Here is a 22,265-nt window from a genome sequence, read left to right as displayed (position 1 = left end):
ATTCAAGCGGATCGGAAACGTTTCTGCAGTCACCTTTCTTCATTCTATAAAGAAACTTTATATTCTTCACTCATATCGACATATCCCCCCATAAATGTTAAAATAAATATAAATGGTTCAGTGTCCTCACAGTTACAAATAAATACAGATTAAAAAGCAGTCCAAAGGCGGGGTGAAAAGGTATATGAAAAAGGGAGTCCGAGTCCTGGCAGTTATGGGACTGGCCATGGTTTTATCAGGCTGTGCGCAGAGCAGGCAGGCTCACACAGAAAGCGCAGCAGCTTTTGACGAGCCGCAGTATGACTGGGGCAGCATCAGCGGCGAAAAGCTGGTGATCTGGGGAATCTACCCGGAGATGGAGCGCAGCTACATAACAAAAGCCTTTGACCGCTATCAGGAATTCACGGACAATGAGCTGGAAATTGTCCAGATACCAAAGGAAGAATTTGAACAGCAGGTTCTGGCAAGCGTGGCGGGGGAGATTGAGAAGCCGGATATTCTTTTGAGTTACGGCGGAACCAATATTGAAGCCTTTCAGCCGGATGAGAACTTTTACGACTTTTCCGATGCCGTCTGGGTGGATGACCTGACCGATACATCCATTAACCAGACAGTATACAACGGGAAGATCATCGGTCTTCCCCACTGGGAGGCGTCGGTTTCCGGCACCTTATACAATAAAGAAATCTTTGAAAAATATAACCTGGAAGTTCCCGGTACGCAGGAAGCGTTCCTGCAGGTCTGCGAGACCCTTATGCAGAACGGGATTACCCCTCTGTATATGCCCGGAAAAGAGATTTCCATGCTTCTCTACCAATTTCCTATGGATTGTCTGGTGGAGGATACGGACATACTGAATGGCCTGAACGACGGCACTCTGGGCTATGACGATCTGCCTCAGATGAGAGAGGTGGCAGACTGGTACAAAACCATGGCGCAGAAGGGTTATCTGGGAGAGACTTACCGGACAGATGACTGGAACGGAATGAGCGAAGCCATGGACAGCGGAAAATACGCCATGATGCTGTGCTGGGATACCTGGCTGTATACGGATTTTACAGGGGATGCCTCCCAATTCGGAATCATGCCTGCTTTTGTAGGGATACCGGAGGAGGGAACCTTTGAGGGACCGAATCTTGGCCTTTTTATTGTAAATAAGAACAGTGAACGGCTGGATGCCGCATTGGATTTTATCACATTTCTTGCGGACCCTTATAATTACAATGCTGTATTCGAGGGAATATACACAGCGCCTGTGTTCAAAAATCAGGTAGCCAGTATTTCCACGCCGCAGTATTTGGAGGCGGAGCGCCTGATCGAGCGGCATTACCGGGATTCAACCGCATGGCTGCGCATACGCGGGTTCTCCCAGATGGATGCCTCCTGTATTCTGGAATATATGGATGCGGATGGGAAGGAAACCGCGGAGGAATGCCTGGCAAAGATGGAGGCGCTTAGGCAGGAACGGCTGAAATGTAAATGAAGTGAGGGGGAAATCCCGTGGGAAAGAAAAAGACAGAGGCCCGGAAACGGATGCCGTTTGTGGCTGTATTGGCAGCTTTGCTGGCAGTGATTCTGCTGTTTGCAGCATTTGCCGCAAGCTATATCAGAAAATTTGACAGTACCATCAAAGAAGAGAACCGGGCACATCTGGCAGAGACGGCGGACCACATTGTCTCCTACATACAAAACGTGGTGCAGGATACTCAGGTTTCCCTGGAGACCGCCGGGAACGCACTGCCTGCCATACCGGAGGAAAAACGGCTCCCCTATCTGCAGGATATTGCCAGGAGACATAAGTTTGCCTATGTGGGGTACGCGGAGGCAGACGGTATGCTGAAGGCCACGGAATCTTCCAGGGATGGGGACGTATCCGGAGAAGCCTATTTTCAGGCAGCCATGGAAGGGGAGAGCCAGATCAGCGGTCTTGTCAGGCATATCCTAACGAACCGGGCTGTATCCGGTATTATAATGAGTGTTCCTTTGAAGGACGAAGCAGGAAAACCGGCAGGCGTTCTGGCCGCCATGCTGGAGGCCTCAAAGCTTCAGGAAGTGCTGGGCATAGAGAGCTACGGCGGGGAAGGCTATTCCTACATCATAGACACGGACGGCAGTCTGGTTCTGCATAATAAGAGCATGGATTACAATAACTTCTTCCGGGTCCTGCAGAATGCGGAGATCAGGGAGGGCGCAGACCTCTCCCGGACGGAAGCAGATATAAAGGCAGGAAAATCCGGCATGATCCTCTATGAACAGTTTGGAAGCAGTCGGTATGCATATTACTGTCCCCTGGGAATACATGACTGGACGGTTGTGAATATTGTCTCCAAAGAGGCTATCACCGCCAAGACAGATCTTTTGACAAAGGAGCTTGCCACGATCAGCATCACGGCGGGAGTGGTCTTTCTGGCGCTTCTGGCTGCTGCGGCTGTGCTGTGGGCGCTCTCCCAGAGCCAGAGACATGCGGCGCAGGCCAAGTCAGAATTTCTTGCCAACATCAGCCATGAGATACGGACTCCCATGAATGCCATTGTGGGAATGGGGGAACTTCTGATGCGCACTGCCCTGGACAGCAAGCAGAGGGAGTATGTGCGCAGTATCCTGAACTCCGGTAAAGGTCTGCTGGCGATCATCAACGATGTACTGGATTTTTCAAAAATAGAGTCCGGAAAATTTATAATCCGGAATGAGGAATATGAGCTGGAGGATATTCTTTACGACCTGATCTATATGGCTGCCATTAAAATAGATGAAAAGCCTGTCCGCTTTTTTGTGGATGTGGATGAATCCGTTCCGGCCCGTCTGACCGGTGATGCCGCACGTGTCCGGCAGATCCTGGTGAACCTTGTGGGAAATGCCGTGAAATTTACGGAAGAGGGACATATCCGCCTGACTCTTTGCTGCCGGCAGGAGGGAGAGAATGCGTTCCTGACCATGCGTGTGGAGGATACCGGTGTGGGTATCAGAAAACAGGATATGGACAAACTGTTTGTGAGTTTCAGCCAGGTGGACAGCAAATACAGTCATAATGGGGAAGGAACCGGATTGGGTCTTGTCATAACCAGTGCTCTGTGCAGAATGATGGACGGTCATATTTCTGTGGAGAGTGAATATGGAAAAGGTTCCGTGTTCACAGCCTGCATTACGCAGAGGGCAGAGAAGAAGGGGACCTCCCTTCTGGAACCGGGGTTTCCCCAAAAGAGAAGTGTGCTGATAATGGAACCGGACTCCCTGATGAGGGAGTATTATGAAGAATGCCTGAAACGTATGAATATGTCTTACAGAATCTGCACAGATCATGAAACGTTTGTGCAGGAGCTGCGGGCGGGGGAATACAGATATGCCATGGCAGACAGAGAGACCATACAAAATCTGGACCGAAAGGAAGTGCCGGCCCAGGTGTCCCTGATCACTTTGCTGAAAATGAAGGAACATACCCTGATGTCAGTACAGGCACAGGATTTGACCATATTTGTGCCTCTTTTCAGTATACAGGCTGCAGCTCTGCTGAAAAAACTGGAAGCATCCGGTCCCGCAGCCGGAACCGCATTATCCACGGAGACGGCCCCGGACTATGCGTATACCAGGGTGCTGCTGGTGGATGACAATGATTTAAATCTGCAGATCGCAGAGGAGCTTATGAAACCTTACGGCATGCAGGTGGACTGTGTACACTCCGGTCAGGAGGCAGTGGATGCGGTCAAAAAGGAAAGGTATGATCTGGTCTTCATGGACCACATGATGCCCGGAATGGATGGTATGGAGGCGCTGAAAAAGATACGCGCGCTGCCGGACAAGAACTGCTGCAGCATTCCCGTAGTAGTGCTTACAGCAAACGCGTCCGGCAGTGCACAGGCCATGTTTCTGGCAGAAGGATTCAGCGACTTTCTGGCAAAACCCATTATGCTCCAGAAGCTGAGTGAGATTTTGAAAAAATGGCTGGCACCTGTGGACGAGAAGAGAAGGAGAGAATATAGAAACCGCCGGAACCAGAAAGCAGATGGAGGACAGGATGAGAAACCGGGGAAGTGAAACGAAACGTAAACCGCGTGCTTTAAAGTCATATATTCTTATGGCAGGGCTGGGATGTCTGGCAGGAATCCTGACCAGACTTACGGATTTTTTTCCGTATGACAGTTTATGGAGCCTGAGTTCCATCGCAACGTTGTTTGGCTTCTGGATGGTAACGGTTACCCTTGTGGTGCTTTTCAGCCGTTCCAATCGGAATGCCGCGGTGAATGTGATGCTGTACCTCACGGCTATGAATATCAGCTTCTATTTACTGAAATATATACTGGGTCTGTTTCTTCCCATGTTTGACAACGAGGGATTCCATTGGAATCTGCTGGCACTTTATACGGCGCTGGCGTGCCTCTGCAGTATAGGGGGATTTGTACTGTACTTCTGGAATAAAGGGGGAAGCCCCGGCAGTTTTCTGTACGGCCTGCCCATTGGAGGGCTTGGAGCTGAGACTGTAGCGGTGGCAATATATCTGTTCCATAATAAGACATTTCTTTTTCAGTTCCTTTTTGATCTGGCCGGGATGGCTGCTATCGGGTATGTATTTTGGAAAAGGGCGGAAAACAAAATTCTTTATACAGGAACTGCAGTTGTTGTGGCTGCAGCGGGTTATTTTTGTTTTTACAGGCTTTTCCTATGAGAGGAAGTTGAAACGATGCACAGAAAACGGGAACCAGAGCGTTAAGAGCTGCTGGTTCCCGTTTTCGTCAATTCTATTCGGAAACAGGCACCGCCTCCCGGGGTGTCCAGGACCGTAAGGCGGCATTTTAGCTGGCGGGCCAGTTCACTGGCAATGGACAGGCCCAGTCCGAAATGTTCCTTTTTGCTTCGGGAGGGGTCCCCCCTGTAAAATCGGCGGAATACGGCCTCCTTTTTTTCATCCGGAATGCCCGGTCCGTGGTCAGTGACGGACAGGGTGATATGCCGTCCGGACTGATGAGCAGACAGTTCTATCACGGGCTTTTCCCCGGAAGGCGGTATGCCGTAGGTTATGGCATTCTCCAGCAGAATGGACAAGAGCTGGTACAGATACGCCGGGTCTGAGAGGACCGGCGGCAGAATATCATCCGGCATATGGAGTTTGAGGGAGATATCCTTCTGTCTGCAGACTGTCTCATAAGATTCAAACAGGCGGAGAAGCAGGGCGTCTGCCTCCACCTCCTCCAGTTTCCTGGAGAGCGTACCCGAATCTGAGGAGGCCAGAAGCAGCAGGTCACGGATAAGCTTCCCGGAACGGCTGCATTCCTGTCGGATGATTTGGGACATGGCTGCTGCCTGTCCCGGGTCGTCCTCTATGACAGAAGCGCTGGTCTGGATGACGGTGAGCGGGGAGCGCAGTTCATGGGAGGCAGCGGAAATAAAGTCAGTCTGTCTCTGCTGATATTCCGCGATCGGCTGCATGGCACGCCCAAGAATCAGGCGGGCCGCCAGAAAAAGCGCGGCAAATCCGGCCAGATCCAGCAGCAGAAAGAAAATACCCAGGGAAAGCTTTCGCTGCCTCATCTCTGTAATATCCCGCAGAAGTATTAGGGCCTTTGAGGTACTGCCTGAGGGCATCAGGAGGGCGGCCGCCTGGTAGATATCCCCCTTTTCCCCCTCAATCTGCATGACAGAAGTCTTCCTCATGGAGGTAGTGAGGGGAGGGCGGCTGATATCCACCTGCTCATCTAAGGCTTTTTTTCTGGCCTTTTCAATCAATTCGCTGCGGCCGGAGGCCGGTTCCCAGGAGCCGGGGAAAAACAGAGGAACGCGGTTCTCTTCTATATGAATGATCAGGCGGTTCTCCGCCTCCATCAAGGCGAGCCAGTTATCTGAAAAATGTATATCAGCTTCCAGCTTAGTGGAAAGTTCCAGAAGATAATTCTGAAACAGATTTTCCTGCTGTGCCTGGTACAGGTGGTTCTGGTATACCCAGACAATGAGGAATATGACAGTCAGGATCAGGCTGGTGGTCCCGGCAAAAAGCAGGGTCAGCCGTCTTCGGAAGGTTGTCAGCATGGCGGGCACTCCAATCGATAGCCGATTCCGTGTGCGGTGGTGACCTGGACACGGCTTTTCAGCTTTTTGAGAATTTTGCGGAGATAATAAATATAGGTATCCAGATTTCCGTCCTCCACCTCCCCGTCAGGCCCCCATACCCGGGAATACAGCATCTGTCTGGAAATGGTCTGGTCCGGATTCTGCAGAAAATACTCCATAAGCATGGATTCCCTGCGGGAAAGCTGCTGTGTCTGCGCTCCGCAGGTGAGTTTTAAGGTGGCAGTGTGGTAGGTCAGATCCCCGTATTCCATATTTTGGTGGTCCTCCATGGGTTTCGGTCGTCTGATAAGCGCCCGGATACGTGCCATGAGTTCCTCTATATCATAAGGTTTTACAATATAATCGTCAGCACCGCAGTCCAGGCCTGCGATCCGTTCCGGTACGGCATCAATGGCGGTTGCCAGAATAACAGGGGTGGCAATATCACTGCTCCTGATCAATTTTAAGAGGGAAAGCCCGTCCATGCCGGGAAGCATACGGTCTAAAATGATCAGATTGTAAACCGGCTGCAGGGCATAATACAGCGCATCGGTTCCGGTCAGGCAGATATCCGTCTGATATCCGGCCTTCTCTAAAGAAATCTTCAGCACATGGCAGAGTTCCTGGTCATCCTCTATCAATAAAATTCGCATGGGTAATCATTCCTTTCCTTTTTAAGTACGTTTCTTTTCTCTCAAATATTATACCATTCATTTCTCAAAAAAATCTTTAAAAATTCTCACAGGCTTTAAATGTCTTTTTGAGATTTATCTGATATCCTAAATGATGAAGGGGCCGGGTAATCAGACAGAATCACCGGCAGAGAGGAGTTTTTAATATGAAGTGGAGAAAAATATTGGCCGCAGGAATGGGCCTTGTGATGGCAGCAGGCCTGATGTCAGGATGCGGCGGACAGACAAAGGAAGCGGACAACAATAAAAAGGACAGCCAGGAGAAGGCCATGGGGCGCTATGTGGAGGAGGATTTAAAGCCGCCTGTACAGGATGGGGAAACGCCTGTGGGGGCATATGAAAAGGATGGAACCCTCTGGCTGTATACTTCCAGCGGAAATGCGGAAACAGGTATGAAGTATTATTTCTATCAGTATCAGGATGGAAAATGGTCTGAAGCCCAGGAGGAAACAGGGCTGACATCTGCAGAGATGTATGTAAACCATATTGAGTATGGACAGGACGGAAACCTGTATGCAATGGGAACCCCCACGAATACATCTGAGGATGTTCCCTATGGCTGGCATGTATTAAAAAATAATTCGGATGGGGATACATGGGAAGATATTACCCCTGAAAATCTGCTGAAAGCAGATGAGAGCGGGTATACAGCCATGCTGGTAGATATAGATGCGCTGGCAGACGGAAGTCTGTGTGTGGGAAATGGCAGTTCAGGGCAGGCTGAGATTTACAAAGACGGTGAAAAAGTTTTTTCGGCTGATATGGAACCCATGATGTCAAATTATCAGAATACGATCTGTGCATCACAGAACAGACTGGCCGTGACGGCAAAGGATGGAAAGAGTGTTGATTTCTATGACACAGAGGATTATTCAGCGGTGGGAAATGTACCGCTTGAAGAGAAAGGGGAGTCTTATAATATTGCCGCCGGATCTGACGGGACATGGTACTCACTGACCGAGAAAGGGCTTATCCGTTTTCAGGAAACAGGCGATCTGATAGAGACACTGCTTGATGGGTCTTACGGGAAAATGGGGGCATCAGAGGTTGGTGTTTCGTCATTTTTCTGCGGGGAGGAAGATGATTTTTACGCTCTGTACAACGAGTATGACAAGGGCAGACTGTATATGGCACATTACACCTACAACAAGGAAATGCCTGTTTCAGCGGAAAACACACTGACCGTTTACAGCCTGAAAGAGAACAAAACCGTAGAGCAGGCCATAAGCCTGTTCCAGACCCAGAACCCGGATATAAGAGTGGACTACAGCTACGCGGTCGGACAGTATGAAAAGCCAAATTCGGATGATATCCGCAGCCTGAACACAGAACTTCTAAACGGTGAGGGTGCTGACGTGCTGATCTTAGACAGACTTCCGGTGGACTCCTACATAGAAAAGGGAGTCCTGATGGATATAAGCGGTCTCAGGGACGAGCTGGTAAAAGACAGCGGTATGCTGGAGAATATCGGAAAAGCGCTTGACAGAGACGGGAAGGTCTACGGCATTCCGGCCCGTGTGGGACTTCCGATTATGGCCGCCAAGGATGACAGCGGCAAAGCTCTGGAGAGTCTGGAATCCCTGACTTCTTATCTGAATGAGAATCCGGATGCCCAGGTTTTGGGAGATTCGATACACACCCCTGCTGCGGAGTCACTGCTTTCTATCATGTATCAGGACCTCGTAAAAGAAGATGGGGGCATTGATGAGGAGAAAATGACACAGTTTTTAGATGACTGCTTAAAGATTTTTGAAAATATGGATACGAAAATGCTGGAGGAAGCTTACGGATATGATCCGGAGGAGAACGAAGACAAGAATGTGTATTTTTCAGCGGGTTATTTCAGCGCATTAAAGGATGGAAGGGTATCATTATATGAATTACAGGGTTACAGCAGTATGATGTATCCTGCCTACAGCATCAAGAAAGCAGGGATTGAACCACAGACTATCAATAACTGTTATGTGCCGTACACCATTGCGGGAATCAACGCATCGTCCAAGCAGCAGGAGGCAGCAGAGTTATTTATAAAAGCGCTTCTGGCGGATGATGTGCAGGGCAGCGAGACAATGGACGGCTATCCCGTTACAGAGAGCGCATTTAAGAATATGCTGGCATACGCAGATACAGAAGCTGCGCAGCAGGACGTTGTAAGCAGTTCCTTCAAAGATCCCAAGACAGGGGAGGAAGTCATGGAGGAATACGGGAATGCCGATAGTCAGACCCTTCAAATCTATCTGGATTTGATCCGCACACTGGATAATCCTTTCATTCCAAACCGGACACTGTATGACACAGTTATGGAAGAAGTGGAGAAATGTTATGAAGGTACAGAGACATCCGCAGAAGCGGCAAAGGCAATTGTCCAGAAAATGGACACCTACCTGTCAGAATAAAACAGCATACGCATTTCTGGCACCCAGTCTGCTGGGCCTGCTGGTCTTTGTCCTTCTGCCCTTCGCAGATGTGATACGCCGTTCCTTTTTTCAGGCAGTGGGTGGGCTTTTTGTGGGGATGGATAATTACAGACAGGTGCTGGAAAACGGTGCTTTCAGGCAGGCACTGGGCAATACGGTGCGGTTTCTGTGCATCTGTCTGCCTCTGCTTCTGGCATTGTCATTTGTGGCGGCGGTTTTCTTAAACAGCATCACCGGGTTTGCCAGGGTACTGCGGGCAGGATTTCTCCTGCCCATGGCAATTCCGGTGGCTTCCGTGGTAGTTTTCTGGAAGCTTTTATTTGACCAGAACGGCGCTGTGAATCAGATGCTGGAAATGCTGCATCTGACCGGGCAGGACTGGATGAATACAGGATATGCCTTCTGGATCCTGGTGGGGTCTTATCTGTGGAAGAATATGGGGTATGATATTGTGCTGTGGATCGCCGCGCTCTTGGCTATTCCGGAGGAGCAGTATGAGGCGGCCAGAGTCAGTGGTGCCGGGGCATTTCAGTGCTTTCGGTATATTACACTGCCCCAGATGAAGGGCAGTATTTTCCTCATAGGGGTCCTGTCCTTTGTAAATGCCTTCAGGGTGTTTCGGGAGGCGTATCTGATCGCGGGGGACTATCCCCATGAGAGCATTTATATGCTGCAGCACCTGTTCAATAACTGGTTTACCAAGCTGGATATACAGAAAATGAGCGCTGCGGCAGTTTTAATGGCAATTGCGGTGAGTGTGATACTGGTATTAGTGGAATGGTGGAACGAAAGGCAGGAGAGCAGTGAATAAAAAAAAGACAGTGCGCACGGCAGTGCTGGCCATGTTCTGCCTTCTGTTCTGGGTGCCGGTGCTGGTCATGTTTCCAAACTCATTTATGGGACCGGAGGAACTGAAGGCAGCCTACGGCGGGGTGCTGGGCGGAGGCGGGCAGGCGGTTCAGATGGAACTGCTGCCTGTCTATCCCACGTTAAGACCCTATGTGGAATTGCTGCTGGATTCTCCGGATTTCTTCGTGATGTTCTGGAATTCGGTCAAACAGGTGGTACCTATTCTGCTGGGGCAGGTGCTGGTCGGTATGCCGGCGGCGTGGGCATTTGGCAGATACCGTTTTACAGGGCGGAGAATTTTATTTTTATTATATATGATCTTAATGATCATGCCCTTCCAGGTTACCATGGTATCCAGTTATCTGGTGCTTTCCAATTTATCACTCATGGATACCCACCTGGCGATCATTCTGCCCGGGGTTTTCTCGGCGTTTCCGGTGTTCATCATGCAGAAGTTTTTTCATTCCATACCGGATGCCCTTGTGGAGGCAGCCATGGTGGACGGAGCCGGGCAGCTTAAGATTTTTCTTCATGTGGGAGTGCCGCTTGGGATGCCGGGAATCATGGCATCAGTGCTGCTGAATTTTCTGGAATACTGGAATGCCATTGAGGCACCTATGACATTTCTGAAGACAAAGGCAAAACTGCCGCTCTCCCTCTATCTTCCGCAGATCACAACGGATCAGGTGGGAAGTTCCTTCGCGGCATCTATTGTGATGATGCTGCCGGCAGTGCTGATCTTTTTATGGGGGCAGGAGTATTTGGAGCAGGGAATCGTGGCATCGGGGTTAAAGGAGTAGTTATGAGAAAAAAAGCGGGAAAAGCAGTGATATATTTTTTAGTGCTGATGCTGTGCTGCACTGTGGTGGCAAGGGCAGCCTCCTCCATAACCGTTGCTAAGGTAAAGACAGCCAAGGTGGGGAAAGGGGTGCTGACCCAGACGGTGACGGGCAGCGGAACGATCACAGCAAAGGAAGAGTACAGCCAGTCTCTGCCTGAGGGACAGAAGATAAAAGAGATCCTTGTGAAACCACAGACAGCAGTGGAGGAGGGGCAGGCACTGGTACAGTTGGATATGGATTACCTGGCAGAGAAGATAGAGACAAAGAACAGGGAGATTGAAAAGCTGAATCTGCAGCTTGAACAGCAGAAGCTGGCAGGACAGGAGGATGCCCGTACACCGGAGACTGCCCAGGCACAGATTTCCCTCAATAATGCGGAGGAACTGCTGGCCCAGGCACAGGCGGACTACGATCAGGCAGCCGCGGAGTATGAGGAGCTGGCAAATAACCCTCCGCCTGCCCAAACCGGCAATATACCGGACACTCCTCCGGCTGCAGACAGCGGTACAGAGGGAGATGACAGCCGGAATGACGCCCAGGGAGAATATCCCGATACGGGAACCGGAGCGCCTCAGAATGAGGACACTTCTGTGTCGGAATACGCACAGTGGGAACAGAAAGTGCAGGCAGCAGAGGAAAAAATGCAGGGTGCGGCAGACGCCCTGAACAATCAGGTCATCTCCTATAACCAGGCGGTTGAGCAGTATGATCTGGCCAGCCAAAATGAAGCCAACGCGCAGCAGAATGAAGAAAAGAAGAAAAAGTCAAACAGCCTCAGTGTGGAAGGAATCCAGGTGGATATCCAGGGCGCAGAGGCGGAATTTAAAAAGCTGACAGATATCCAGAGTGCAGATGGGGTTGTAAGTGCCGGCGCCTCCGGTATCTTTCAGTCAGCAGGTGTGACACAAGGCGCTGTGACCGCCGGTACGGAACAGATCATAATTGCGTCTGAAACCATGGAGGCAAAAGGTCAGATAGCACCTGAAGATGCAGGTAAGATACAGGAAGGTGATAAGATCAGCGTCAAGCTTTCGGGGAGTACGGAGGCTGTGACAGTGAGGGCGGAGCGTTTTGAACAGGCATCCTCTCAGAATACAGCATCCCCGGCAGGAGAGAACCAGACAGAATCCGGCGGAATGGTCTGGTGCGGACAGATAGAAGGAAAACAGCTGAAGCTTGGCACAGCCTTCACGTATGAGGCATCCAGGGAATCCGGTTCCTATGAACAGGTGATTCCCCTTGGCAGTCTGCATGAGACACAGGGACAGGCATTTGTGCTGACAGCAGAGGTAAGAGACGGCATCCTGGGCAAGGTTTACACCGCAGTGTCCGTTCCGGTAACTGTTTTGGACAAAGACGATAAAAATGCGGCAGTGAAGTCAGCAATAGGCAGAAACAGCCTTATCATAACAGAATCCAGTAAATATGTGGAGGAGGGGAATCAGGTACGGTTAGAGTGAGAAGAAAAGATATAAGTTTTCTGCTGGCGGTTGTCATCCTGGTATGCTTCGCGGGTATGGGCCTCTCCTGCAGCAGCGGCCTTAAAAAACATGCCGCCGGGGAGCTTGGCCTTGTGTACCGCAATGCGCCCATAACCAGAGAGCAGATGGAAATCTGGTGGAAGAACGCCGGAGAAAATGAGAAGAGATATATAAAAGATATAACGCTGTGGAAAGAGCCGGAGGAAGTGAATGCGGCAAACGCGTCTTTGGGACAGAGGACAGAAGCGCAGCTTATCAGAGCAGCAGGAAATATGAATCTGATCATGCCCGGAAAACTCTGTGCAGGAAGCCTGGTATCCTCCGGTGACCGGGCCGGATGTGTGATCAGCAGGGGACTTGCCGGGAAGCTTAACCTGGATGGAACCGGGGGAGAGTTACAGGTACTGGGAAGAGAATACCAGATCAGAGGAATTCTGGATGTGACAGATGCTGTATGTATCATTCAGGGAGACACCGGAACACCGTACAGCAGGGTGCAGGTGAAATATGAAGATATGCCTGCGTCCGGTGCGCTGCAGACGCTTTTGGGGCTTCTTCCGGGGGAACCGGAAGTAAAGTCAGAGGGTGATCTGTTCTGTGGTCTGGGGGGCCTGTTCCTCATGGCTCCCCTGTGGGTCTTATTTGTACTGGCCGCAGCCAGGCTTCGGCGGACATATCGCAGTGCAGAATGGAAGAGCTGGGTAAAGGAAATCTGCAGTATCTGTTTTCCTGTGGCAGTGATTGCCGGAATCAGCATTCTGGTGTTTTTCAGTTTCCGCTTTTCCGATGATTATATACCCGGAGCCTGGTCAGACTTTTCTTTCTTTGCCAATCTGGCGGCAGAGAAGGCCGGGGATATCAGTAAGCTTATGACCCGGGCCCTTGACTGCCGCGACAGGGAGATGCTGCTTCAGACAGCAGGCTGCATGCTTTCCGGCAGCGCCTGTTCTGTGATCATTCTGAAGTTTCCTCGTCCACCCTTCGGTTTTTATAATAATAGATCAAATCATCATCCGTAATTTCCCGCAGAACTCTGCATGGGTTTCCCACAGCAATGCAGTCTGCGGGAATATCTTTTGTCACAATGCTTCCGGCTCCGATGACCGAGTTATTGCCAATGGTCACTCCCGGCAGGATAACAGCACCGCTTCCGATCCATACATTGTCCCCGATGGTGACAGGGAAGGAGTACATTTCTCCGTGGGTGCGCAGTTTATGGTGTACGGGATGTCCGGTTGCGCTGATGGTGACATTGGGGGCAAAGAGCACACCGCTGCCTATTTTTATGGTATAGTCATCCACAAGGGTCAGATTAGAGTTGATATATGTGTTGTCCCCGATGGAAACTGTTTTGCCAAATGCCAGGGTAAGAGGCGGTTCGATCCATACGTCTTTTCCCAGGGAGCCAAAGATCTGCTGCAGCAGTTCCATTCTTTTTTCTTTTTCCTCAGGTCTTGTGTGGTTAAAGTCATAAACCAGTCCGCGGGCTCTCGCCTGGGCTTCCATGGCCTCCGGTGTGTCTGTCCAGAGCAGTCCTTTTGCTTTTCTTTCTTCCATTGTCATGGTTGTATATCCTCCTTAAAATTAAATAGTAATATTTTTCAGCCATTTTCTGCCCTTATAATGTTTCAGGACAAACGGCGTCTTAACCAGTTCGTGCAGATTCATAATTATGTAAACTGTGACCGGCGGCAGTTTCCAGACAAATCCCAGAAAAAGTCCGATCAGTACAGAATAACCCCACATTACAAGAAAATCACAGTACAGCCCGAACTTCGTATCCCCTCCGGCACAGAAAATGCCGCAGATGGCGGTATTTGTGAAGGAGGCCAGCACTGCGTTTAAAGCCTGCAGCAGATACATACTGTTCAGATAGATGAGGGCCTGGGGTGACAGGCGGACCATATCTGTGACCAGTGGTTTTAAAAGGAGCATGAGCAGAGCGCCGGCAAGACCGCTCAGCAGGGCAGCCTTCATAAGCTTTGACGCATCGGCGCCTGCTTTCTGATAATTGCTTTTTCCCAGTTCTTTTCCAAGCAGAACCGCACCGCCCTCGGCAAACCCGAAACATACCACAGTAGCCAGTCCCTGTACCACAGAGGCCACGGAGTTGGCGGCCACAATGTCAGAGCCGAGATGTCCCATGATAGCGGAGAGGACAGCAGTGGCGCCGCCCCATACAAAGCCCTCGGCAGTGACGGGAAGGGAGTATTTTAAAAAGTTTTTAGTCAGAACAGCGCCTGCGTCGTGAAAATCCGTACGGGAAAGGCGGATCTTTTTTACCGGGCCCGCATCCACTGCGCACAGACCGAGCTCCGCTGCTCTGGAAATGACCGTGGCTATGGCAACTCCTGTCACCCCAAGTTTGGGAAATCCCAGGAGTCCGAAGATAAAGACTGCATTTAGTAATACATTGGCAGCCAGTGTGAAAGAACCGATGACAGCGCTTCTACCCACCTGCTGGATGGATTTCAGGACGCAGAGATAGATCTGTGACATTCCCATGAAGAGATAGGAGAAAGCGATAATGCGCAGATACTCTGCCCCTGTCCGGATCAGCTCCGGCTCTGATGTGAAGATGTGCATAAGCTGCCTTGGCATACAGAAGGCCAGCAGAAAGAAGAGCAGAGAAACGCCCATGGAAAAGCGGAGTACAACCAGGGTAAGGCGCCGTATGGAAGCTGTGTCATGCCTGCCCCAGTATTGGGCTGACATGGCCGTTGTGCCTGTCCGAAGCCCCACGTAAACCAGATTCAGTACAAATTGTACCTGGTTGGCCAGTGAAACCGCAGAGAGAGCAGTTTGGTTGACATAACTAAGCATCAACACATCAGCCGAGCCTACGGCCGTGGTGAGCAGACTCTGCAGAACAATGGGAAACGTGATAAACAACAGGGATTTTATGAAATCATCTTTTATTTTCAATGTTTGCTCCTTGTGTAAAAAAATATTTATAGATATAATTATATTAACTTTACATATGAAAAACTTTAAAAATATCGGTTATTTATTGCAAAATATTGATGAAAAGAGGAAAAACCATGTTGGATAAAATCGTACCTGTGGACAAGGATCTGTGTTCTACGCTTCTGCTTGGCACATACTCCTTTCCGGCTGAAATTTTCTATGACAATCTGGATGAGTATGCCAATAATTTTGTGAACTGGCACCAGCAGAAGCAGGTGGAGATATCACTGATCCTGGAAGGGGAGGCAGAGGTACAGGTTCTGGAGAAAAAGACAAGACTTAGGGCAGGGGAGGCCTTTTTGATATTTCCGGATGCGCTCCACACGCTGAAAAAGGGAAGCGGGCAGACGGTCAGATACCGCACCATTATATTTGATCCGGTTCTGCTGTATGGGTATAAAGGGAGCTTTTATTATGAAAAGTATTACCGGACATTTGCCAAAGCCCGGCCCTTCTATCATTTTGCCGATACGGGAGAATGCTGGGAAAAAGAGGCAGTGGAGAATCTGTCCTGGATCTTTGCCCATTTCGGAGAGGCCTCCCCGCACAGGGAGCTGCTGGTCTGTGAGCATCTGCAGCGTCTGTGGCTGCTGCTGTGTGAAAATCTGTTTGATGCCGGGGGGAAGATTGATTACAGCGCGCAGGAACAGCAGCGCACAGCCGTACTGCTCAATTTCCTGCATGAACATTACAGGGAGAAATTCACCCTGGAGCAGCTTGCGGCCTCTGCCCATATCAGCAAAGGGGAGTGCTGCCGTTTTTTTAAGAAGATGGTGCACATGACTCCCTGGGAGTATCTGCTGGAATACCGGCTTTCCCGGAGTATGGAGCTTCTGGAAAAGAAGGATTTGAATATATCGGAGATCGCGGAGATGACAGGGTTCTGTACAGTCAGCTATTATATTACGGCTTTTAAGCGAAAGACCGGGGATACGCCTCTTGAATACAGGAAAAAAAGAAGCATATCTGCACTATCGCAAAACGCGCTGCCGGGTACGGAGCAAACAGTGACGCTGACAAAATAGTTTTGTGTAAAAATGAAGCAGTGGGGCTTTACAAGAGGGGCGGATAGTGATACTATATAGATGAACGATATATAGATTATCTATATAGTGACGGACAGCGACAGATCTTCATTTCTGCCTCTGCAGTCAGGGTTGAAGAAAGGGGATGAATGCTTATGAAAACCAGGATGGGAAAAATCATATTGAGTGCAGCCGCTCTCATCTTCAGTATTTTGGCGGCGTGTATCGGAATGGGACTTCTGGCAGACTCGGGCCTGACATTTGTGATGCGGCTGCTGTGCGGCCTTTGTTTTATGTGGGTGCCCATATTCGTGGCAGCTATGATCGCCACTCTGTTCAGAAAGTGAGTATTGCGGCGCTGCAGACGGCATCATCTGCTGAGAGGAGGAACAGTAATGGAAGCAAATAAACTGGATAAAAGCCTGCTGTCAGGCAGTACAACGCTTTTGCTGCTTCAGCTTTTGTCGGAGCGGGAAATGTATGGATATGAGATGATCGAAACGCTGAGGGATAGGTCGCAGAATGTATTTGAACTGAAAGCAGGCACCCTTTACCCGCTTCTTCACGGACTGGAGGAGAAGGGATTTCTGGAGGCGTACGAGAGGGAAGCAGGCGGAAAGACAAGAAAATACTACAGGATCACAAAAAAAGGGCACAGACATCTGGACGGAAAAAAGGAAGAATGGGAGACATACGAAACGGCAGTCAGACGTGTACTGGGAGGGCCGGCCTATGAAGGTTCATGAGTATCTGAAGACTGTGGAAGAACAGATCCGGTGCAAGAGTATATGGGAAGATATCAGAACGGAGCTGCTGGGACATATTGAGGAGGATACGGAATATTTCCGGAGAAAGGGAATGAGCCGGGAGGAGGCTGTGGAAAGGGCCGTGGAGGAGATGGGCGACCCGGTGGAGACGGGGATTGAGCTTGACAAGGTGCACAGAACACGGCTGGATGTAAAGCTTCTGCTGTTTTTTATAGGGATCGACCTGCTGACTGTAGTGCTTGCGATTGCGTATTTTAAGGGTGAAATGCCGGACGACGTTTCTAAGTATATGCTTTGGCGCGGTACCGGGCTGTTTTTTCTGCTCATGTTCTCTTTTGGCGGTTACAGGAAGGAATATTTCTCCAAGCCCTATCAGCTCTGGCTTCTCTTTTTTATAATCAGTGCCGTATTTATGATGATAAGTGTCTTCGGCGGTGCGGCTGTTGAGGATTCAGGCTTTCATCTGACCGACATGGCATATCAGACCATGCTGTTCAGTAACGTGGCCGGATTTGGCGGGCTGGCATTTTATTACCGGAAGGGCGGATATGGTGAAGTGCGCCGGCTGCTGGCAATTGCCGGTGTAGTGTGTCTGCTCAGTATGATTTCCCGGCAATACTTTTTTACGTTCATGGTCGTACTGGCGCATGTGATCATCTTAACGATTGCTGTCCGCAGGGGATGGTTCCGGATAAAAAGGCGTGAGTTCCTTATAAAATTATGGAGTCTTCCCGGGCTGCTGGCGCTTTTTGGGGTTCCCATGGTATACAGGGCCATCCGGGACCACAGGATCGCACAGAGTGTCCGAAAATACCTGGATATGGATGATACCCCGGGAATGCTTCTGCGGTTATTCGGCAGTGCGGGAATATTGGGGATATTTGTTATGATCCTGCTGATCATCGGTGTTTTTCTGTGGATGCTGTATGATATCAGGAAGCTGACGAACCAGTATTGCAATATCATATGCACCGGTGTGCTGACCGCTTTTAGTATGATGGTATTATATTCTCTTCTGGCGATGATGGGATTTGGGGATATCAGCCAGGTGTTTTTTCCGTTTTTTTCTGTCAACAGGTTCAGCAATGGGGGTGCCCTCTATCTTTATTATATTCTTCTGGGGACGTTTCTTCATATGCACAGGCACGATAAGGTACTGCCTAAGGCGGAGCTGCCCACAAAGAGAGCAGCTTGACTGCGCAGTATACGGCAACAGCCCGGGATGTTCGGAAAGAGACATGCCGGGCTGTATCTTTTTGACGGGGGATTTGTTATACTGTGATTGACAGCAGATACTTAGCAGGAGGTATGAATGGACAGAAAAAATATCTATAAAGTATTTTATGGTTTTGCCGTGCTGCTGGCAGTGGGGTTCTGTGTGGGAAGCAGTGTGGATTTTTATCAATATGATGAGATGAGTAATTCCGCTCCGTTTCGTCTGTTCGTGGCTGTAAGGGGGATTGAGTTCCTTTTGCCTGGGCTTATTTTATTCCTGGCGGGCAGGGCAGTTAAGCGGAAATATAATAAGTAAGAGCGGGCAGCAATTTCAGAAATTTGAGCGTGTCAAAATATAATGATTGACATGAGATAGTATTAGTATATAATAGTATTTAGTAATACTAAGTATTATAAAAAGGAGGACAGGTATGGATAATAAGTTTGCGCAGCAGCTTAAAAAAGGTGTCCTGGATATGGTGGTCCTCAGATTGGTGCAGGAGAAGAGCACTTACGGATATGAAATTCTTCAGAACCTGGAGCAGAGAGGAGAAGGATTTTTTGATTTGAAGGAGGGTACCCTGTATCCTGTTCTCTACCGTCTGGAAGACAGCGGACTCATAGAATCCTTCTGGCAGAACGGAGAGGGGAGAGCGGCACCGAAGAAATATTATACCATAACAGAAAAGGGCCGCGAGACATACGGGGAGTACAGAAATTTGTGGACCCATTTCCAGAGCTGTATCACAAAATTATGCGGGGAGGGAGACGAATGACAGAAGACCAGAAAAAAATCAAAAAGTATGTAAACGCAGTGGAGCGAAAACTGAAGGTTCCTTTGAAAATGAAAGTCAGGATCAATGCGGATCTGGGCACGGATATCCATGCCAGAATGGAAGCCGGCTGGTCCGTGGATAAGATACTGGAGGATCTGGGAAGCCCGAAAGAGGTGGCGGATCGGTTTAACGCGGAGCTGGGAGCGGAGAGAAAACCCGGCGGTTTCAGGTATATATTTTTAGTGCTCGGTGCAGCGGCGGCTGTTTATGCGGTATATATCCTTGCTATGAATCTTTATATGAAGAGTATGGTTCAAAGACAGTTCAGAGAGTCTGTCAGTCTGATTGGCGGTGCGGATGGCCCCACTTCCATATTTGTCAGCTATACGGTAGGCATGATTGGAAATTGGATGATGTCAGGCGGTTTTGTTCTGGCATGTCTGGATATGTATCGTTTTCTGGGAAGCAGGAAGACAAACAGCCTGCTCTTATCCATAATCTCCGCAGGACTTGCTGCTGCCGGGACTGTCTCCTGGATTTATAACAACGGAGAGATTTTCAGATACTGGGAATTTACCTGGGAGTTTCATTTCCCTGCCCTTATCATGCTGGCTGAGATTGTATTGCCATTTGTATTGCTTGCGCTTCGTTTCAGAAGAAGGAGTCGGGAAAAAGAGGAACAGAGGGGGATGCTGTGAGACTGCACAGCATCTCCCTTTTGGCATTGGTTTATTTCCTGCAGTGATCAGTCCAAACACGCTCTGGCGGGCGGCGAGACCTAAAAGTAAATTCTTTTACCACATCTGAAAATATGATACAAAAATCCCACCATCCATTTATATAAGAAGAAATAATCACGTTTACTATGCACATTCACGATATTTCCCTCCCCCTCTTGCTCCTCTGTGTTTTAGCGTGTATAGTCTGCAGTATAGAAAAATAACTAATTGGTATACATACTGAAAGGGGGATACAATGCACCGAGACAGGTTTTATCTTTCAGACCGAATCCGGATGTATATAGAGAACAGCCATCTGGAAGGAGGCGGGCGTCTGCCGTCCAATGAGGAACTGGCAGAGCGGTTCAAAGTACAGAAGGGGACTGTGCGGGCAGCGCTTGAACGGCTGAAGGAGGAAGGAATCGTATACAGTGTAAAAGGGGTGGGAACCTTTGCCGCGGAAAAGAAAATACTCAGGCACATGGAGCGTTTTGAATCTTTTTCCCAAATGGCACAGGAAAACGGAAGTACCGTGACCACAAAGCTTCTGTCCTGCAGGGTGATTCCGGCAGGGAACGCGCTGACGGAGGAATTTGGGCTGACGCCCCGGTCGGATATCACAGAGACCGTCCGCCTGCGCAGCGTGGACCGGGAGGAGGCAGCCCTTGAAATCTCTTATATTCCCGTCTGCATTGCCCCGGATCTGCAGACAAAACCATTGACCGGTTCCCTGTACCGCCTTCTGGAAGAGGAGTACGGAATACACCTGATCCGGGGAAAGCAGACTATGAGCGTCAGGGCAGCCGATGCAAGGGAGGCGGGGATTTTAAACTGCAGCCGGGGAGATGCCCTGGCAGTGATGGAAATGCGGGCATTTGATGAAAACGGAGTTAAGGTGGAATATGCCTGCTCCCTCACAAGAGGTGACAGATGCAGATTTACCAGTATTTTAAGGATGGAGGAAGATTATGAGGCTGGCAGCGATCGGTGACAACTGCGTGGATTTCTATGAGCGGCAGGGATGGGCCTATCCCGGCGGAAACGCGGTGAATGTGGCTGTCTACGGACGGCAGCTTGGCATGGACACCGCGTACCTGGGCTGGATCGGCACAGATACCTTTGGTGACATGATGCAGGAAAAGTTAAAGGAGCAGGGGGTGGAGACTGTCCGTATGCAGAGAAAAGAGGGGAAGACAGCAGTCACATACATAGAACTTGTGGATGGAGACAGAAAATTCGGGGAGGACTTTCTGAATGTTCTGGAGGGATTTGTGCTGTCTGACGAGGATCTGCGGTATCTGGCGGGCTTTGACTGTGTACATATGGCAGTCTGGGGACAGTGTGATGCCTGTCTGGGCAGACTGCCGTCCAAAGTAAAAACATCTTATGATTTCTCAAACAAATATGACGCCCCTAAGATAGATTCTCTGGCTCCATATATAGATTATGCCTTCTTCTCCTGCCGGGAAGACAACACATTTACCAGAAACCTTTTAAAACGCGTAAAAGAACAGGGGGCAGGCTGCGTAATAGCAACACTGGGAGAGAACGGCAGTGTTGCCTACGACGGAAAAGAATACACAGCCATTGGCATTACGGGCGCGCAGGCGGTGGACACCCTGGGGGCGGGAGATTCCTACATTGCGGGATTTTTAAGCAGAGCATTAGAAGGTGAGCCGCTGAAACGCTGTATGCAGGCCGGGGCAGACAAAGCAGCCCTCACGATCGGCCACTTTGGAGCCTGGTGATATGGCGGGGGGTGACCGTTTCGTATACGCCGGCATAGCCGGGGCTATCCGAAAGAAAATAGAAGACGGGGAATACCCGCTGGGCAGCAGACTCCCTTCAGAGCGGGAATTAGCGGAAAAATTTTATGTAAACCGAATGACCATACGCCGCGCGCTTGCTGTTCTGGAAAGTGAGGGCATGATAAAGCGGAGACAAGGTTCCGGAACTTATGCCTCCTCAGTCCCCAGAAAAGGAGATGTGTGCCGCCTCTGCGGATTTACCCAGACAATGAGAGAACAGGGCAGAAAGGCCGGCAGCAGGATTCTTTCATGGAGAATGCTGTCTTGTGCGCCTCTGTATTCCCATATGGAGATGCCTGCACAGGGCGGGGGAATCCATGAGATCGTGAGGCTCCGTCTGGGGGACGGCCTTCCCGTCTCTGTGGAATACACCTATGTTCCGGAAGAGATACTGGGGGAGGTCCGTTCCTGCAGTCCGGAGGCGTCTTCTCTGTATGAGATCATGGAACAGAGAGGCGTCCGTCTCCACGAATCCAGACAGGAAGTGACGATTGTCAAAGCAGGGAAGAAAGAGGCAAAATGGCTTGAAATACCGGAGGGCAGCAGTGTTTTTCTCTTTACGTTCCAAACATACGACAGGCAGGGAAAGGTGGTGGAATACTGCAGGGCCTATATGCGGACGGACAAAGTGAAACTGGAAATAGAACTGACACAGTGACTGAAGAAAG

Annotated in this window: 22 protein-coding genes; 18 read left to right on the top strand and 4 right to left on the bottom strand. The window is 49.8% G+C overall.

What is annotated here, in order from left to right; all coding sequences use genetic code 11:
• Positions 1-184 precede the first annotated feature (184 nt).
• The 3 genes from V8Q34_RS14170 to V8Q34_RS14160 are packed head-to-tail and all read left to right on the top strand — an operon-like array spanning position 185 to position 4,660.
• Positions 185-1,483 (top strand): ABC transporter substrate-binding protein, encoded by a 1,299-nt coding sequence (locus V8Q34_RS14170; RefSeq protein WP_335835727.1) that lies wholly within the window; start codon positions 185-187, stop codon positions 1,481-1,483.
• Between the two features lie 17 nt (positions 1,484-1,500).
• Complete coding sequence (locus tag V8Q34_RS14165) at positions 1,501-4,032, top strand: hybrid sensor histidine kinase/response regulator (protein ID WP_335835726.1); 2,532 nt, start codon at positions 1,501-1,503, stop codon at positions 4,030-4,032.
• On the top strand, positions 4,013-4,660 hold the full coding sequence (locus V8Q34_RS14160; protein WP_335835725.1) for a hypothetical protein: 648 nt from the start codon (positions 4,013-4,015) through the stop codon (positions 4,658-4,660). The genes V8Q34_RS14165 and V8Q34_RS14160 overlap by 20 nt, the downstream gene beginning before the upstream one ends.
• A 41-nt stretch (positions 4,661-4,701) precedes the next feature.
• On the opposite strand, the gene V8Q34_RS14155 is transcribed toward V8Q34_RS14160, so the two are convergent.
• Entirely contained in the window at positions 4,702-6,018 is a 1,317-nt protein-coding gene (locus V8Q34_RS14155; protein ID WP_335835724.1) for a sensor histidine kinase, read from the bottom strand.
• Positions 6,012-6,692: a response regulator transcription factor gene (locus V8Q34_RS14150; protein ID WP_103732589.1), complete on the bottom strand. Its 681-nt coding sequence runs from the start codon at positions 6,690-6,692 to the stop codon at positions 6,012-6,014. Before V8Q34_RS14150 ends, V8Q34_RS14155 begins: the two co-directional genes overlap by 7 nt.
• A gap of 185 nt (positions 6,693-6,877) precedes the next feature.
• Between V8Q34_RS14150 and V8Q34_RS14145 the strand changes: the two genes are divergently transcribed.
• The 5 genes from V8Q34_RS14145 to V8Q34_RS14125 are packed head-to-tail and all read left to right on the top strand — an operon-like array spanning position 6,878 to position 13,339.
• Positions 6,878-9,127, top strand: a complete 2,250-nt coding sequence (locus V8Q34_RS14145) for an ABC transporter substrate-binding protein (RefSeq protein ID WP_118743584.1) — start codon at positions 6,878-6,880, stop codon at positions 9,125-9,127.
• On the top strand, positions 9,054-9,959 hold the full coding sequence (locus V8Q34_RS14140) for a carbohydrate ABC transporter permease (protein WP_335835723.1): 906 nt from the start codon (positions 9,054-9,056) through the stop codon (positions 9,957-9,959). Before V8Q34_RS14145 ends, V8Q34_RS14140 begins: the two co-directional genes overlap by 74 nt.
• A 31-nt stretch (positions 9,960-9,990) precedes the next feature.
• Positions 9,991-10,797, top strand: coding sequence for a carbohydrate ABC transporter permease (locus V8Q34_RS14135; RefSeq protein ID WP_052099068.1), 807 nt, complete (start codon positions 9,991-9,993; stop codon positions 10,795-10,797).
• A 2-nt stretch (positions 10,798-10,799) separates the two neighbouring features.
• The gene (locus tag V8Q34_RS14130) at positions 10,800-12,299 is read left to right on the top strand and encodes a hypothetical protein (RefSeq protein WP_335835722.1); all 1,500 of its coding nucleotides are present in this window, start codon (positions 10,800-10,802) and stop codon (positions 12,297-12,299) included.
• The gene (locus V8Q34_RS14125) at positions 12,296-13,339 is read left to right on the top strand and encodes a hypothetical protein (protein ID WP_227209730.1); all 1,044 of its coding nucleotides are present in this window, start codon (positions 12,296-12,298) and stop codon (positions 13,337-13,339) included. The genes V8Q34_RS14130 and V8Q34_RS14125 overlap by 4 nt, the downstream gene beginning before the upstream one ends.
• Here the strand turns inward: V8Q34_RS14125 and V8Q34_RS14120 are convergent.
• Entirely contained in the window at positions 13,275-13,883 is a 609-nt protein-coding gene (locus V8Q34_RS14120; protein ID WP_227209732.1) for a maltose acetyltransferase domain-containing protein, read from the bottom strand. The genes V8Q34_RS14125 and V8Q34_RS14120 overlap by 65 nt on opposite strands.
• Positions 13,884-13,904: 21 nt before the next feature.
• Positions 13,905-15,245 carry an MATE family efflux transporter gene (locus V8Q34_RS14115; RefSeq protein ID WP_033139900.1) on the bottom strand — a complete coding sequence of 447 codons (1,341 nt, stop codon included), beginning with the start codon at positions 15,243-15,245 and terminating at the stop codon, positions 13,905-13,907.
• Positions 15,246-15,361: 116 nt separating this feature from the next.
• Here V8Q34_RS14115 and V8Q34_RS14110 point away from each other — a divergent pair, with 116 nt between their 5' ends.
• From V8Q34_RS14110 to V8Q34_RS14065, 10 genes are all read left to right on the top strand, one after another.
• Positions 15,362-16,312 carry an AraC family transcriptional regulator gene (locus V8Q34_RS14110; RefSeq protein ID WP_158587276.1) on the top strand — a complete coding sequence of 317 codons (951 nt, stop codon included), beginning with the start codon at positions 15,362-15,364 and terminating at the stop codon, positions 16,310-16,312.
• A gap of 155 nt (positions 16,313-16,467) precedes the next feature.
• Positions 16,468-16,659 carry a hypothetical protein gene (locus V8Q34_RS14105; protein ID WP_054351432.1) on the top strand — a complete coding sequence of 64 codons (192 nt, stop codon included), beginning with the start codon at positions 16,468-16,470 and terminating at the stop codon, positions 16,657-16,659.
• Between the two features lie 48 nt (positions 16,660-16,707).
• Positions 16,708-17,058, top strand: a complete 351-nt coding sequence (locus V8Q34_RS14100; RefSeq protein ID WP_033139898.1) for a PadR family transcriptional regulator — start codon at positions 16,708-16,710, stop codon at positions 17,056-17,058.
• Positions 17,045-18,274, top strand: a complete 1,230-nt coding sequence (locus V8Q34_RS14095; protein WP_033139897.1) for a permease prefix domain 1-containing protein — start codon at positions 17,045-17,047, stop codon at positions 18,272-18,274. The genes V8Q34_RS14100 and V8Q34_RS14095 overlap by 14 nt, the downstream gene beginning before the upstream one ends.
• 117 nt (positions 18,275-18,391) lie before the next feature.
• Positions 18,392-18,610, top strand: coding sequence for a hypothetical protein (locus V8Q34_RS14090; RefSeq protein WP_054351435.1), 219 nt, complete (start codon positions 18,392-18,394; stop codon positions 18,608-18,610).
• A gap of 115 nt (positions 18,611-18,725) precedes the next feature.
• A complete protein-coding gene (locus V8Q34_RS14085; RefSeq protein WP_033139895.1) occupies positions 18,726-19,070 on the top strand; it encodes a PadR family transcriptional regulator in 345 nt (114 codons plus the stop codon).
• Positions 19,067-19,768 carry a hypothetical protein gene (locus V8Q34_RS14080; RefSeq protein WP_054351436.1) on the top strand — a complete coding sequence of 234 codons (702 nt, stop codon included), beginning with the start codon at positions 19,067-19,069 and terminating at the stop codon, positions 19,766-19,768. The genes V8Q34_RS14085 and V8Q34_RS14080 overlap by 4 nt, the downstream gene beginning before the upstream one ends.
• Positions 19,769-20,045: 277 nt before the next feature.
• Positions 20,046-20,780: a GntR family transcriptional regulator gene (locus tag V8Q34_RS14075; RefSeq protein ID WP_103731318.1), complete on the top strand. Its 735-nt coding sequence runs from the start codon at positions 20,046-20,048 to the stop codon at positions 20,778-20,780.
• Positions 20,758-21,537, top strand: a complete 780-nt coding sequence (gene frlD, locus V8Q34_RS14070) for a fructoselysine 6-kinase (protein WP_335835721.1) — start codon at positions 20,758-20,760, stop codon at positions 21,535-21,537. The genes V8Q34_RS14075 and frlD overlap by 23 nt, the downstream gene beginning before the upstream one ends.
• Before the next feature lies 1 nt (position 21,538).
• Entirely contained in the window at positions 21,539-22,255 is a 717-nt protein-coding gene (locus V8Q34_RS14065; RefSeq protein WP_335835720.1) for a GntR family transcriptional regulator, read from the top strand.
• Positions 22,256-22,265 lie beyond the last annotated feature (10 nt).

The sequence above is a fragment of the Blautia sp. JLR.GB0024 genome, from assembly GCF_037000545.1.
GTDB lineage: Bacteria > Bacillota > Clostridia > Lachnospirales > Lachnospiraceae > Blautia > Blautia celeris.
The sequence above is the reverse complement of the archived record's forward strand: the minus strand, read 5'-3'. Positions and strand labels throughout refer to the sequence as shown.

Excerpts from the sequence above, each read along its gene's own strand:
- V8Q34_RS14095 (WP_033139897.1), top strand. The coding sequence starts at position 17,045 with ATGAAGGTTCATGAGTATCTGAAGACTGTGGAAGAACAGATCCGGTGC.
- V8Q34_RS14135 (WP_052099068.1), top strand. The coding sequence starts at position 9,991 with ATGTTCTGCCTTCTGTTCTGGGTGCCGGTGCTGGTCATGTTTCCAAAC.
- V8Q34_RS14075 (WP_103731318.1), top strand. The coding sequence starts at position 20,046 with ATGCACCGAGACAGGTTTTATCTTTCAGACCGAATCCGGATGTATATA.
- V8Q34_RS14105 (WP_054351432.1), top strand. The coding sequence starts at position 16,468 with ATGAAAACCAGGATGGGAAAAATCATATTGAGTGCAGCCGCTCTCATC.
- V8Q34_RS14100 (WP_033139898.1), top strand. The coding sequence starts at position 16,708 with ATGGAAGCAAATAAACTGGATAAAAGCCTGCTGTCAGGCAGTACAACG.
- V8Q34_RS14170 (WP_335835727.1), top strand. The coding sequence starts at position 185 with ATGAAAAAGGGAGTCCGAGTCCTGGCAGTTATGGGACTGGCCATGGTT.
- V8Q34_RS14160 (WP_335835725.1), top strand. The coding sequence starts at position 4,013 with ATGAGAAACCGGGGAAGTGAAACGAAACGTAAACCGCGTGCTTTAAAG.
- V8Q34_RS14080 (WP_054351436.1), top strand. The coding sequence starts at position 19,067 with ATGACAGAAGACCAGAAAAAAATCAAAAAGTATGTAAACGCAGTGGAG.
- V8Q34_RS14130 (WP_335835722.1), top strand. The coding sequence starts at position 10,800 with ATGAGAAAAAAAGCGGGAAAAGCAGTGATATATTTTTTAGTGCTGATG.
- V8Q34_RS14090 (WP_054351435.1), top strand. The coding sequence starts at position 18,392 with ATGGACAGAAAAAATATCTATAAAGTATTTTATGGTTTTGCCGTGCTG.
- V8Q34_RS14120 (WP_227209732.1), bottom strand. The coding sequence starts at position 13,883 with ATGACAATGGAAGAAAGAAAAGCAAAAGGACTGCTCTGGACAGACACA.
- V8Q34_RS14110 (WP_158587276.1), top strand. The coding sequence starts at position 15,362 with ATGTTGGATAAAATCGTACCTGTGGACAAGGATCTGTGTTCTACGCTT.
- V8Q34_RS14155 (WP_335835724.1), bottom strand. The coding sequence starts at position 6,018 with ATGCTGACAACCTTCCGAAGACGGCTGACCCTGCTTTTTGCCGGGACC.
- V8Q34_RS14140 (WP_335835723.1), top strand. The coding sequence starts at position 9,054 with ATGAAGGTACAGAGACATCCGCAGAAGCGGCAAAGGCAATTGTCCAGA.
- V8Q34_RS14085 (WP_033139895.1), top strand. The coding sequence starts at position 18,726 with ATGGATAATAAGTTTGCGCAGCAGCTTAAAAAAGGTGTCCTGGATATG.
- V8Q34_RS14065 (WP_335835720.1), top strand. The coding sequence starts at position 21,539 with ATGGCGGGGGGTGACCGTTTCGTATACGCCGGCATAGCCGGGGCTATC.
- V8Q34_RS14150 (WP_103732589.1), bottom strand. The coding sequence starts at position 6,692 with ATGCGAATTTTATTGATAGAGGATGACCAGGAACTCTGCCATGTGCTG.
- frlD (WP_335835721.1), top strand. The coding sequence starts at position 20,758 with ATGAGGCTGGCAGCGATCGGTGACAACTGCGTGGATTTCTATGAGCGG.
- V8Q34_RS14145 (WP_118743584.1), top strand. The coding sequence starts at position 6,878 with ATGAAGTGGAGAAAAATATTGGCCGCAGGAATGGGCCTTGTGATGGCA.